The organism is Streptomyces sp. NPDC016640 (assembly GCF_043076215.1).
Lineage (GTDB): Bacteria > Actinomycetota > Actinomycetes > Streptomycetales > Streptomycetaceae > Streptomyces.
This window is the reverse complement of record NZ_JBIBRG010000001.1, coordinates 100,647-114,115: the sequence shown is the minus strand read 5'-3', so window position 1 is coordinate 114,115 and position 13,469 is coordinate 100,647. Positions and strand designations below refer to the sequence as shown.

At 62.2% G+C, this 13,469-nt stretch carries 6 protein-coding genes; 1 reads left to right on the top strand and 5 read right to left on the bottom strand.

The window, feature by feature from the left end; all coding sequences use genetic code 11:
* Positions 1-227: 227 nt before the first annotated feature.
* From ACF07S_RS00525 to ACF07S_RS00505, 5 genes are all read right to left on the bottom strand, one after another.
* Positions 228-989: an HNH endonuclease gene (locus ACF07S_RS00525; RefSeq protein WP_391973112.1), complete on the bottom strand. Its 762-nt coding sequence runs from the start codon at positions 987-989 to the stop codon at positions 228-230.
* Positions 990-1,075: 86 nt separating this feature from the next.
* Positions 1,076-2,518: an AAA family ATPase gene (locus ACF07S_RS00520; protein WP_391973111.1), complete on the bottom strand. Its 1,443-nt coding sequence runs from the start codon at positions 2,516-2,518 to the stop codon at positions 1,076-1,078.
* Positions 2,519-2,750: 232 nt separating this feature from the next.
* On the bottom strand, positions 2,751-8,198 hold the full coding sequence (locus ACF07S_RS00515; RefSeq protein ID WP_391973110.1) for a DEAD/DEAH box helicase: 5,448 nt from the start codon (positions 8,196-8,198) through the stop codon (positions 2,751-2,753).
* A 24-nt stretch (positions 8,199-8,222) separates the two neighbouring features.
* Entirely contained in the window at positions 8,223-9,203 is a 981-nt protein-coding gene (locus tag ACF07S_RS00510; RefSeq protein WP_391973109.1) for a hypothetical protein, read from the bottom strand.
* On the bottom strand, positions 9,204-11,285 hold the full coding sequence (locus ACF07S_RS00505) for a hypothetical protein (protein ID WP_391973108.1): 2,082 nt from the start codon (positions 11,283-11,285) through the stop codon (positions 9,204-9,206).
* 227 nt (positions 11,286-11,512) lie between these two features.
* On the opposite strand from ACF07S_RS00505, the gene ACF07S_RS00500 reads away from it, so the two are divergent.
* The gene (locus ACF07S_RS00500) at positions 11,513-12,715 is read left to right on the top strand and encodes a DNA cytosine methyltransferase (protein ID WP_391973107.1); all 1,203 of its coding nucleotides are present in this window, start codon (positions 11,513-11,515) and stop codon (positions 12,713-12,715) included.
* The last annotated feature ends 754 nt before the right edge of the window (positions 12,716-13,469 follow it).

The window sequence follows — 13,469 nt, the reverse complement described above, 5'->3', positions numbered from 1 at the left end:
GATCACTCGTCCATGGATAGTCCACGAACCGCCGTCGGAGTCGATCCGGGGGTCTATGGAGGTGCCACAGGAGCGGGGTCGGTCATAGTGCTGGCTCGTTGCCGCGCTCCAAGCGCTGGCCAGCGGTGTGGCGACGGGGCATGCCAGCCGTATCTGGAGCCGCAACCCAAGCTGTCCTCAGCACTCCAGGCTACTTACTATTGCGGTGTCCGCCAGATTTGACGCCGTCAAGTCATTGGCGATGTGAGTAGCTTCCGATAACCGCCGCTACAAAATTCTGCATTTCTGGATAGGGCACGATAAAGTGCTGCCTTCCAGTGGTTTACGCCCTTTCTCTCGGCCCCTCGAGCCAAGGCGCTAAGGGTTGAGCGCAATCCTGAATCGCCAAGGGAAGCGTATGTTTCATCATAAAGATCGATTTGGTCCGTTAGCTCGGCTATGGCCTCCATCTGATAGAAGTCGAAAAGTCCAAGTATTTTGAATTGCTTTTCGACTCTTGCGAAGGTGAGGTTGTCGATTTTGTCGGAGCGATGCAACGAATATCCGATTGAGACGGTGTTTTCGATACCTACGTCCGTGAGCAGTATTTCGCAGTCCGGGAATTCGTCAAAGTATGCGTGAAACATGAGTAGTCCGTCTATCTTGTCGCACTCATCCCCCTTTAGTCGATTACACCTTTCACAGACAGGGATGAGATTATCGGCCAGGATCGAATATTCTGGGAATTCATTCTTTGGAAGGAAGTGGTCGAGGGCGCAAACCTGGGCTCTTTCGCACAGTGGACACCGAGAGTTGCGGGTCAGTGCTGTCCGGAAGATCGAGTTTCTGAGATCTTCCAGGGGGCGGCCTCTGTCGAGGAGAGCGTAATTCCCCAGAAGGGCCTTGGTGAGCACATCGGAACCGTGGGCAAGCGATGTAAAACGGCGAATATCTCGCAGAACGTCCTCGTAGTCGCCATAGGCGTCGATGATTCCCGCGCGTATTCCCATGAGGACACGTCGAGAGGATGGCCGTCGACGGCTCACGGCGAGATCGAGGTCGGCCAGGCAATCTCTTTCCGGGCGAGGGAGCCGAATCATCTACCGGGCCGATCGCGACTGATGCTCGCCAGGTAGGAAATGGACTGTGCGCTCATCTCGCCGTCGAACAGTTCCATGATCTCATCCAGGTTCAAACTCTCCTGCATGGATCGGAGGGTTGAATGATAGTCGGTCGCGCTGCTGTCCAAGTTGAATACGTGGCGCGTGAGCAGTCCTACATTTTCTGCAAAAGTTTCGATCTCTGGCTCTGCAACGAGTGTGAGTTCTCCAAATCGCTGCAGGACCCTAACGTAACGTCTGGGGACTTCCTGGAGGAGGACCGGAGAGTGCGTCGCTATCACGGCGTAGGAGTTGAACTGATCCAGGGATATGCTGATGCTCTTCAGCAAGGCAGCCAAGAGCGGAGGGTGCAGGTGGGATTCGGGTTCGTCGATCAGAACCAGCGATCCGGGTTCCAGGTGCGCCACAAGCTGCACGACAATGTTGAGCACGAGTTTGTGTCCGGTACTGAGACCAGAAAAGGAATCCCGCCACGAATCACTGTCGAAGGCGAAGGTGTCGGACAACTCAACTCGTTTGAAGGAAGGTTCTCGGCTCAGCGGAGAGAGGGCTGCTGCCAGTCTCTGTTTACGCTCGGGCGTACTAGCCCTAACGAGGGCGGACATGATGTCATCCTGGATCTCCTCAGCACCCTTGAGTGACCCGGTGCGGGGCGCATTGGAATCAAGGCTGAGATTATATCTCCTAAGGCCGCAATAGGTGTATCCGGAGACCTCGCCGCTGGATTCCAGCCGCTCCTCTTCTTGCCGGTTCTTCCCCGGTAGGTCGAACGTGTCGAAAGCGCTATATGAGATAGCTATGACCGAAGAGAAACGTGGCGCACCGCTTCCTTCGGGGAATTCTCCATACCGTCTGATAAAGTTCTCGTCAGCTCGGTCGGTAAGGTCTGCATGCGCGGTGTTGGCTAGGTTCGCAAGGAGTTGCGTTTTTCCGCATCCGTTATAGCCCACGACGACGTTGATGCGGCCTGGCAGGGGGAGGCGGTCCGCGAAGCCAAAGTGAATGGAGAAGGGATCTCCTCCGACACTCGTTCTGAACGTGAACGCGAGCTTGCTGTCCTGCGAGGCTATCGTTCCTCCGAACAGGGCCGTGGCGTCTCTCAATGCGAGTTCGGCGTTCCCGTAGCGCAGGAGTGAGGCGGTCATCGCCGGCTCATTGGCAAACGATTCCCTGAGTGAGGGATCGATTGCGATATCGCGGAGGCCGAACAGAATGCTGTCGCGTAGTTCTTCTGGAAGTCCGTGCAGCGCTTCGTAGTAGGAAAAAGCTTGCCCGAGCGAGCAGTAACTATCATCGAGTTGGACGAAACTTTCGGGGATCTCGGTGGGGCCGCCGCTCTGCCCTCTTTTTATGATCTTTACGGATCCCAAGTCAATAGATGCTTCTGTTCGGGAAGGGTACAGATAGGCATCGAACATGGTTTTAAATCCAAAATCATCCCAAAGGTCGCGCCGAAGGACGAGTGCCGGAAGGGTGGAAGGCACGGTGAAGCCCGCGCTGCGAGGCACTACAAGAAAATGCATCAGCGTACTCCAGACGTGTATCCACCAGAACTGATATGAGCGGAACTGTCAGGTGCGCGAAAGCGCAGGAGAGTCGGTGGTAGAGGGCAGGGGTCCAGAAACAGGTCCCTGCCCTTTGCCCGACCGGTCAATCGAAGAGGCTCTGCAGTCTCGACTCGATCCAGCCGGGCCGCCGAAGCAGCTCGAACGTGTCGACCCCGACGATCGCGCGCTGTGGCGGTTCGCTGTCCAGGACCGGGTTCTCGAACGACTCGAACACCTCGAAGCCCTCTGCTTCCAGTGAGGCCAGAGCTCGGGCCACACGCTTCGAGCGGGCGGGACCGGTCCAGGACTCAAGAGGATGGGTGATGAGGACAGCGAGATCCTCGTGCTGGATGTCTTTCAGGACTGGCAGGCCATGAGAGGAATCGGCCTTCCAGTGCGAGAAGCTTCTGGCGAACTGCTCGACACGCTCGAACGCGTAGTCCTCCTCAGCGGTGAAGTCGGGGTTCTCCCCATCGAGCAGTTCGACCATCTGTGTGGCAAGGCGCCAATCGAGCAGCGGGTGGTAGGCGCTGTTGCTGTAGTCCCGCAGGCAGTCGTAGCAGGACGAGTCGCATGGCCCGGCCTTCAAGCTACCGGAGCGGTGTCGGGTGAGATCGGCTGCGACCTCCCGCGCGGCGAGCAGGAAGTCGGTAGGGCGCTTCCCCAGCCAGGTCGAATATCCGGCTCCGTTCTCCAAGGTGTCCGAGAGGAAGACTTGTGCCTTGACGCTGCCCTCTTCTTCTCCTCGGTCGGGATACAGGCCAGCCGAGAGTTCTCTTCCGTCAATGTCCAGCAGCCTGACGGCAGCCAGTTTGAAAACCGTACCGAGTGAGAGCCAAGCAGCCCTTGCGGCCATGCGTCTTGGGTCGAGGGCCAGATCGGCGGGTTGCTCGCGGAGGCCGACCAAAAGAACGTCGGTGAGTTTCACTGAGGCCAGTGCCAGCTTTTCTTCGTTGCTGACCGAAGGCTGTGTGGGCAGGCCCAGATCTCTCGCGCGGTCGGCATCGGCCAGGAGTTTTGTGTCCAGCAGACCGTCGTATCCCTTGACCTTGCCGAATTGGTATCCCTCGCCAGTTCCTGCGTTGACCACCACGATGCGTCCCTGACCACTCCTGAATTCAGCGGCCTTAGTGCAGCGTGGGACGAGCGCTGATGTCGTGTCGAGGGTGAGGCGTGCGGAGAACGCGCGTGGTGTGAACTCGAAGGTGCCGTCGTAATCCTGAGCCTTGTAGCTGGTACGAAATCCGAGCGGCTGACACGACGGGAGCATCCGGTAGTCGCCGGCTTCTCCTGCGGTGGCCCCACACACAGGACACGAGTGCTCGGATTCGCGGAGATTGACGGAGAGGCACTTGGCGCAGATGCCCACCATGAGGCGATCACTGTCCGGAGCCTTGCCTGGCAGCCACTGCCCGCCCGCGGGCTCGTACGTCACGAGGCCGACTGCTGTGTGCAACGCCTTGTCCTTGACCACTTCACCGCCGGGCGCCCACTCCGAGATGGCGATGTCGATGTCCCGGTCGATGACGTCGGTGAGTTCCGGTCCGTGCGGCCTCTGATGATGCAGGTTGCGAACCCGGGTGGGGAATCCGAACATGGGGAGCACTCCGTGCTCCGCGAGCGACTGGCTGAGCGGACCCGCGTCTGGCGCGTTCGTCACCACCTCCTCGATCTCGGAGTAGAGACGGGAAGTGGCCCAGGAGACCAGATCATCCAGCGAAGGCGCGCCAGGAGACGCCCCTTGCAGGAGTACCTGGCCCGCGTGTCTCTTAGCAATGTCGTTCCCGGCCAGCCAGTTTCGGATGTCATCCCGCACCAATAGCCATCCGCTGACGGTCCCGAATGGCCCGTGGACATTGCGTCCCGGATCCCAGTCGGACGTTCCCTCGACCGACCGGAAGGCGAGAGTCAGCAGGCTTGCGGCGTAGCAACGGAGCAGGATCTCCAGGCGATCGAGATCCACGTATGGGCTCGGCGAGGGATCGCCGGTGATCCGATTGGGGTGCTGGAAGTAGTGGTCGTCATGGGTCCTGGTGCCACGGCACAGTGTCAGGGCGATGGACAGGTGATCGAGCCGGCGGCCGGCCCGGCCCACACGCTGCTGGTAGTTGAAGCGCTGTGGTGGCATGTTCGCCATTACCACCGCGCGGAGCGCGCCGATGTCGACGCCGGCCTCCATCGTGGTGGTGACACTGAGCAGGTCGACCTCATCGACCAACTCGATGTCCTTCCCGCTCAGAAAGACTGACTGGAAGAGGGCTTGCCGGGCTTGCGCGTCGTCGTTGTCGGTCTGGCCCGTCAGCTCTTCGCAGTGGAGTCTGAAGGGAATCCCGGCCTCGCGGGCCAGGAAGGTGTAGTAGTCGTCCAGGGTGACGGAATCCGGGTCGAGGGGTTCGGCTACGAGATGTGAGCTGAGGCAGAAGGCACAGACGCCGGCGGAGCCGTGCAGGTGCCTTCTGGTGCAGCGTTCACAGCGCCATTCGGTCCCGCCGGCCAGGACGATCCTGATCTTCTGCCCTTCGATCCTGGGCTCGGCGTCGCTCAGACCCAGTGCATTCTTTACCTCTTGGACCAGTGCGTCCGGGAATACGTCGTGACGTCGTGCGACGGCGTTGATGTACTTTCTCGCTGCCGTGTGCAGATTCGCTGGCGGCTCAGGTCGCTGCTCCTGAAACTGGCGGCGCACACCCAGCAGCCTCAGCGTGGACAGGCACACCTGGTGGAAGACCTCTTCATCGAGCAACCGGCTCTTGAAGGTGATGTCCTGAGAGGCATGGCCGATGCCGAGCGATTCCAGGTCACGGCCGCCTCCCGCGAAGACCGCCTGCTGGACCTGTGCTTGCACTGTCCGGTGGATTTCGGAACTCAGGACGCACAGATCGTTGGTGAGGGAAGCATCGGGCCGTGGGACCGGGACGCCACTGGTCCAGTCGTAGAGATTGGTCCAGCTCCGTGACTCGGTGCTTGCGCTCAGCGAGAACGAGGGCCCACCGGGATGCACGCCGTATGTGACTGCTTGCGAGCTGACTGCGTTGCCGAGTTCGACAAGTGTCGGGCCCTTCTGCTGGGCCCGGTAGTCCGCCAGCACGCGTTCGTGCTCGGGGGTGAGGTTGTCGTGGGCCAAGGCGACCACTGCTGCAACCAGATCGGGTGAACCAGTCGCTGTGAGCTGGGTTAGCGCGGCCTGGCCTGCCTGGTTCCCCTTGAAGAACTCTGCTGCCAGGGCCACGAGATCCTTCGGATGATCGAGGGCGGCGATCACGAGCTGCCTGACCAAGTCCTGATAGTGCGACCGCTCCAGGCCCGCCGAGATGCGGGCCGCGTCCTGTCGGCTGTCCGAGAAGACGACGATCTTCGTCTGCAGCTGCCTCTTGAGGGCATCGGTCAGGACCTGGTTGGACTTCTCAAAACCTGTACCCATGGTGCGGATGGGGGACCTGGACCGCGACGGGTCCTCGAACTGGCGAACGTTCTTAAAGATCTCCTTGTCTTCCCCGCAGCAGGGGCAGACCGTGGGGAAGGCGCGGACTTTACCGAGGTGGTTCTGCGGTTGGCTCTGTGCCACCAGCAGGTATCCGTTGTTCTCCTCGTCCGGGTAGCTGCCAACCTTGCCGCTCACGGGATCCAGCACGGCCGGAACAAAAGTGAACGTGTACTCCGTCCGATTCTTCGCCCCCGGTCGGCCACCCTTGTGTTTGTGCGGCGATATGTCGAGACCGGAGCGTTCTCCTGCAGTGGGCAGAAAGATGCTGTACACATCTGCGGTGCGATCGAAGCGCGCTTTGTCCGGGAGGGATTCGAGATCGGTTGCGGTGGAGACCAGGTAGCGCCTGGTGGGATCAGGGCCGATTGTCGGAGAATTGAATCCGCCGAGGAAGACCTCTCCGCACGTGTCGCAGTACAGCAATTCCAGGACGCGAGCGCCGCATTCACAGGCATACCTGGGCCGACTGTAGAGCTTTCCGACCAGCCGGTCCGCCGGTGACTCCGCGGTGCGCGGTTGTACCTTGGAGCAGTTGCGATCCGCGCACGCCCATATGCCGGTGACGTTCCGGAAGAACAGATGGAGCCGGAATCGCGAGCCGGCATCCGCCTCCCCGTCGAGGCGCGAGATGAGTGCGTCGGTGGCCTTCAGAGCCTTGTCGGGTGCGAGGCCAGGGAAGAGCTTGACGGATACATCGGTGAGGGGCTTCGCTCGGGGGGAGTCGTCCTCGTCGCTCACGCTGAACGCGGCCTGGAGCGCCGCGTGCCGGTCAGGAAGAGGCGGCAGGGCGCCTGTTCCTTGGCCAATGGTGTCTGCCCAGGGCATGAGATCAGTCCTGCCCTTGGTCCGGACGCGTTCACCGGCCAGCACGGAGAAGCGGTCAGCTGACCGTCCGAAGAAGTCGCTCAGAAACTTCCGGTCCACCGGGTTTTCCGGATCCATAGAAGCGGAGGTGGCGATCACGGACAGTTGGTCCGAATCGGTGGACAACCCGAGCCGGTCGATAAGCTTGCGTAGGAGATAGGCGACCTCAGTGCCCTGAGTTCCCCTGTACATGTGGAGTTCGTCCACGACCAGGCTGAAGACGTGGTCCTTGGAACTCTTCAGCCAGTCACGGGTCCGATCGAAGATGGGATCCTCGTCTCGGCGCATGAGCATGATGTTGAGCATGCTGTAGTTGGTGATGAGGATGTCCGGCGGAGCGACCTGCATGTCCCAGCGAGAACGCATTTCGGCCCCGAAGGGGCGCTGGAGGAAGTAGCGGGCTTCCTCGTCCTCCACAAGGCCGTCCGCGATGCGCTGCTCCAGTTGGCGGCTTCGGTCTTCCATCGAGGCCAGAGTCCTGCGCAACTCCTTCATTTTGGAGGAGTTCGGCTTGGAAGCTAGCTCCAGCGGGCCGGCAACCGGGGTGCGGCCGGTGTAGCGTCCGAAGTGGAAGCGGTTGCCGGCACGGTGCCTTTCGAACCAGTCGCGTACGTCTGGTGCATCCAGGCTACGCCGCAACCTGATCAGCTGGTCCTCCACCAGCGCGTTCATTGGATAGAGGAACATGGCGCGCATGGCCGAGGGGCGACCGCTTCCGCGGCGCTGAGCCTGCCAGTGCTGTGACGTGCGCCACCAGGGTTGCTCGGTACCCTGGGGCCCTGCCGGTGCCCACTGGCGGGATTCATTGGTCAGCCTGGCCAGCACCGGGACGAGGAAGGCTTCGGTCTTTCCGGAACCGGTTCCGGACGTCACCACGATGTCCCGTCCGCGGTTGTTTGCCCTCAGCGCGTCCGCCTGGTGGGTGTAGAGCCTGGGGATTCCTCGGAGAAGACCGGTTCCTAGAAGTCCGGCGAACTCCGGAATCCCTATTTGCGCCGTCAGCTCTTCCAGGGTCTGGGCTGACTGCACGTATTGAGGCAACAGCTCCAGATACGGCTCCTGGAAGAGGACCCCGGGAGTGCGGAGTAGCCCTCTGAGTTCCTCGCCCACCGAAGAGTCGCGAAGGGAGTAGGCGGTGTCGTAGTACCGCTGGAAGTACTCGGCAAGTCGGCGGTGGACGGCCGACGGAGAGATGCCAGACATCAAGATCCTCACGGGGGTCCGGACTTAGGGGACGAGTTGAAGTTTCTGGTATAGGGATTCGGCCAATTTTCTGGCGAATGACTCGTCAACGTTCACGTATTTGACGTAACTCTTGTGCCCAGGGATCGACTGCCGGTCTGGCTCTGTCTGTGGGTCGAGCGCGGTTAGTTGCGGCAGCAGCCCGCTGCGCAGCACTGCGGCGCGGGCGTGGAGATGCGGTAGTTGCATGCGTTTCGGGGCGTAGAGTTCCCGCCGTAGCGGGCTGTATCGCAGCACCCAGCGTTGTGCGCGCGCGAGTTCCGCGTACACCACCGTGCGCTTGTCGGCGATGAAGCCGCTCATGCCGATCCAGTAGATATAGCGGTGGGTGTTGTAGCGCTGATATCTGTAGGCGCCGTGGAGAGGTGGTTCGCCGTGGCCTTCGACATCTGTCCAGAGGTCACTGCCCCCCTCGGACATCTTCTGAGGATCGATGCCGCCGGGCCCCCGCTGTACGCCACGCTCGGTAAGCATTTCTTGGAAGCGGGGAAGACGCAGAACGAGTTGATCCGCGGCGCGGTCCTCGAAGGCGATGCCGAGTACCTTGCAGAGAGCGCGGCATTCCTCAGGATCCGCCAGTGTCACCATCCGCACCGACGGGCCGTTGGCCTGTCGATGTGGCGGAAGTGCTACCACGGACTGCGCGAGTGCGGCCGTACCAGGGTCAGGGTCTTCGTGCAGCCGTTCCAGCCGCTGTATGAGCCAGAGCGGCCTTTGCCCCACCAGGAGCGCGTGCCCTCCGGAATTGGGCAAGGTAGTGAGGACCGGTGGCGTCACACTCCAGATCCGGGCTTCCCAGTCCACTTCGACATGGCCGAGAACCTGCAGGTTATACAACGCGATGCGCCAGTCCAGCGTGGAACTTTCCTGCTTGCCCTTCCCCAGCCATGTGTACGTGGCGTGGAAGGCATCGAGGCTCCCGGCACCGCGTTCGGAGCACCACAGGAGCAGCTCGTCGTGCACCATTCACTTCCCTGCCGTGTAGTCGGTCCAGTCTTGTGCACAAGCCAGTGCGGTGGTGGTGATGTTCCCCGAGGTCAGCCTGTGCCAGTCGGCTTGGCTGAGAATCGTCCAGCTCCCTGAAGGTGCGTCACACGTGCCACATGATCCGGTTTGGACGATCAGGGCTCGCCAGGCCCTGGCGTTCTGGGAACCGGTTACCTGAAGCAGCCATAGAGCTTGGAAAGGCAGAGCAACGAGCAGCGGTTCGATGTCGATCGCGTGAGGCACTTGGTCCATGGTGGCGATCCAGGCTGGCGCTTCGGGAACGAGCTGGGCAGCGAGGCGATTCTCGCCTAGGGCGTAGATCGAGCCGCCGAGGCGCAGGAGGCTCGTAGAAGGAAGCAGGTCGGGTTGGTAGTCCCCGAAGAACGAGCCGGACAAATGACCGGGCGGCAGCCAGGGGGCGCGCGCCGACGGATTTGCCGTGTTCTGGACCTTGCTGGGGATTGTGGCCAGCTTGTTGCTCCTCGGAGGGAGCGCTAGTAGCGGCAGGGCAACTCTCTCCCGGTAGCGCTCGACCAGGGTGAATGTGAGCTTGCGATTCCCGACCCCGATCTGGTGCTCGCCGACGGAGTGCACTCGATCCGCTAGCCGAATCGTGATCGTGTCCGTCGAGGCCGGGGAAATCGGCGGCAAGGGCACCCCGTTGATGGTGACGGCAGGCGGATGGTCATCGTGAGTCGCTGGCAGAACCAGATCGGGTGCGTACCCGAGGAGGTAGGTCTGTCTGCCGCCATCGATGCGGAGGCCGCCGGACAGGCGGGCCAGCTGCTGGTGCAGTGGGGCCAGCGGGCCGACGACGCCGGACACCGTCGCGGATCGGGTCGGTGTGTAGTCTTTGAACAACGTCCAGCCGGGCGGCACCTGAACTCTGCGGGGCTGGCGTACGGCGTCTGACCCACAGGCAAGCATCACCGCCTCCGCCTGCGCTGCGAAGTCAGTCCTCACCAATACCCGATGCGGAACCCCGATTTCCGCTGTATTGACGGACGTCCACTTCCCGACCAAGTCGTTGGCCTGGAGGACGTAGAGGTCGCGAGCGGGGAGCATCAGCGTAGCGTTGTCGGCGGCCAGTTCGAGTGCCGGTCCCGGAGTGAGCTTCTGGTCCGGAGGCGTGAGAGGTAACCATTCCGCGCCGGAGGGAACCGTGATGACGTCGCCGCTCAGGCTGAGCGATTCGAGACGGAGGTGGGAGGGGATGCGGGCCGCGATGCCGTACGGGAAACCGCCTGCATCGGTCGTGAGAGACAAGGGCACACACGGCAGGCCAGCGGAGTTTCTCGGGAGCCCGTCGTAGTGGGTGAGTTCCTGCTGCAGGATGCTTGCCAGGATCGGTCGCAACTCCGGCGATGCCAGAGCGCGCTGGACTCGCGGGCTGGGCCGGTTGAGCCGTACCCACTCCTGGAACCGGTCGAGGAGTTCCGCTTCGGGGACCGAATCTCCCGGCTGTGCTCCGATCGCTGACAGGAACAGCCCGACTTGCACGCGGTCCGATCCGACCAGAACGGCTTGGGACAGGGACCAGCCGATGTTGACCTGGGTCGGATGGGGAATAGCGGAGGGCAGGCCGCGGCGGCCCTGTTCATGCTCGGTCAGCCACCACTTCAGGTGACCCCACAGGGTGGGGACGATCACGTCGTAGCCGTCCGGCATGCCGGAGCCTTCGTGCAGGCCGAGCAGCTCGCGCAGCGGACCATAGTAGGAAAACCTGCCGGCTGCAGTGTTGTCGGAGCGGTTCATCCTGGAGGCTGCGAGCACTGTTGCTGCGAGGAGTGCTATGAAAGGCGGGTGGCCCGCGGCCCCGTGTCGGCGCCAGCGGCGAGCACTGGAGGCGATGCCTTCGAAGGGGTCGCGCCCGAAGACCCGGCTCCTGATGGCAGTTTGGAAGTTCTCGGCTGCAGTCGTGGGCGTTGTGGCAGTCTGGGTGTGCCTGGTCAGCAGTTCGGTGAGCAGGGCATCGTCTACCGACAAGTACACAGGGGCTGCTGGTTCACGGAGAGGGAAGAAGTGTTCCGTGAGAACTCTGTTCCAGCTGTCATAGTCCATGGGCAACCCCCTCATCTGCGTAGGAAGACGTTAGCCCATCGGTAGGACATTGGTCGCTTTTCGAACGTCTGTCGGATATTCTTCGGTGTCTGTGCTCGCTGAACTGCCCGGTTGCCTTGACAGCTGCGGTTTTCTCCGGTGAGCTCCCTCTGTCAAGACACTGAGCAGATCTACTTCGGGGAGTGCCTCCGTTGACCGCCGCACGATCGTCAGCGCGAACCCGGCCCATGGGGAAGGTGCTCTCTCTGTTTACCGGAGCGGGTGGCCTTGACGTGGGTCTGGAGAGGGCTGGGCTGGCTACCGTCGCTTGCCTGGAAGTTGACCCTGAAGCCAGGGCTGTGCTCGCAGCCAATCGGCCGGGATGGGCCATGCCTGGCAACGGCGATGTCAACACTGCTGCCCAGTACCTCACTCCCCGAGCGCTAGGGTTGAAGCGCGGGCAACTCGACCTCATTGCGGGGGGGCCGCCTTGTCAGCCGTTTTCAAAGGCTGCGCAGTGGGCTTCGACTGCCCGCAGTGGCATGGAGGACGACCGAGCCAAGTGTGTGCATGGGATGCTCGACCTGGTTGAGGGTTTCCTCCCTAGGGCATTGCTCGTCGAGAACGTTGAGGGGTTCTTGAGAGGGAACGGGAACGCCTCCGAGGTCATTGACGAGGGGCTCGCGGGTATCAACGATCGGCATGGTACCTCCTACAGGATGGTGGCCAAGGTCGTTGATGCAGCTGACTACGGGGTGCCTCAGCATCGACGTCGGGCTATCGGCATTGCGTACCGGGACGGTGCAGAGGTTCACCTGCCGGAGGCGACTCACGCAGGCGACCCGATGCGGGCCTGGGACGTGCTTTGGGATCTTGAAGAGGATGAGAAGCCTGTTGCTACAGGGCAATGGGCAGCGCTACTGCCTTCCATCCCAGAAGGTGGCAACTATCTCCATCTCACGGCTCGTGGCGACGGTGAGGAACTCTTCGGCTGGCGAACCCGGTACTGGTCGTTTCTGCTGAAGCTGGCCAAGGATCGACCGTCCTGGACCTTGCCGGCCTCTCCTGGGCCGAGCACGGGGCCGTTCCACTGGGACAATCGGCCCCTTTCTGTGCGTGAGCAGATGCGCTTGCAGACCTTCCCTGATGAATGGATCATTGATCAGCCGTTCCGTGCTGGTCGGAGGATGGTGGGTAACGCGACCCCTCCGCTACTTGCAGAGGTACTGGGGCGGACGATCGTGAGAGACCTTGAGCTGGGCGGGGCTTCAGCCAGGTCTCGTCTTTTGGCGAGGGCGCCGTCTCTGCTGCCCGTGCGTCAGCTGAGGGTCCCGCGTGCCGTCGCGCCTGTCCCGATTCCTGAGGCGTACCAACCCCACGTGGGTGCTAAGGAGGCTCACCCAGGCGAGGGGATTGGGCCTTCCCCTCGACGGTTGGCGACGAGAGGCTGACCTCCGGCCCGTTCTGTGAACTCTGTTGCTGGGCGAACCTTCACCCGAAGGGGAGCGCCTGCATGGCTGGGCCTAGCAGGCGGGCTGTGGCGGGTTCGGGTTCTTCGAGTGTAGGGCTGGTGCGCTGCCACTAGCGTGGCTGCTGAGGCGTAGAGGTTGCTTCGTACGTGCTGGATGGCGATGTCGGCGTTCTGGAGGTTGAGTGCCTCGTCGGCGGAAGCTGGGGCCCGCTGCTCGATGCCGAGTTGTCCGCCGTGGCGGCAGTCGAACCGACTACTCTCCCCTACAGGAACGATGTCGACCAGCGATCCGCGCCCTGTCTCTCGCCGCCCACGGCTCAGGTCGGTGGAGCGGCTTTGGGGTGGCGCTGCTTTGGCGCGAGTGATCATGGCCCCGTAAGCTTCCGGCGCGTCGGGCAGTCTGTGGACCTGCCCGGTAAAGCACGACGTTGGGGCCATGATCTTCGAGGCTCGCGCCAAAGTGGCTCCGTAAAGCCGCGGAGCCGACCGCCCCAGCCACGACGTACCCCTTCTCTGGCATCAGGCGACTGATTGCTGTGTGCGCGGCACGGGCGCCGGCCGGGCTGGAGCGGGGCGGAGACAGGAGCGCAGGCCCGGCCGGGGGCCGGGCCGCGCGCGGTGAGCGGAGCGAGCCGCCTTGAACCAGTAGAGAGAGTTTGAATCACGCTCGTGTTGCTGGTCGTTGAGGCTGCTCTTGTGCCTGGTGGCTGCTGGCTCGTGGTGTAGAACCCTGA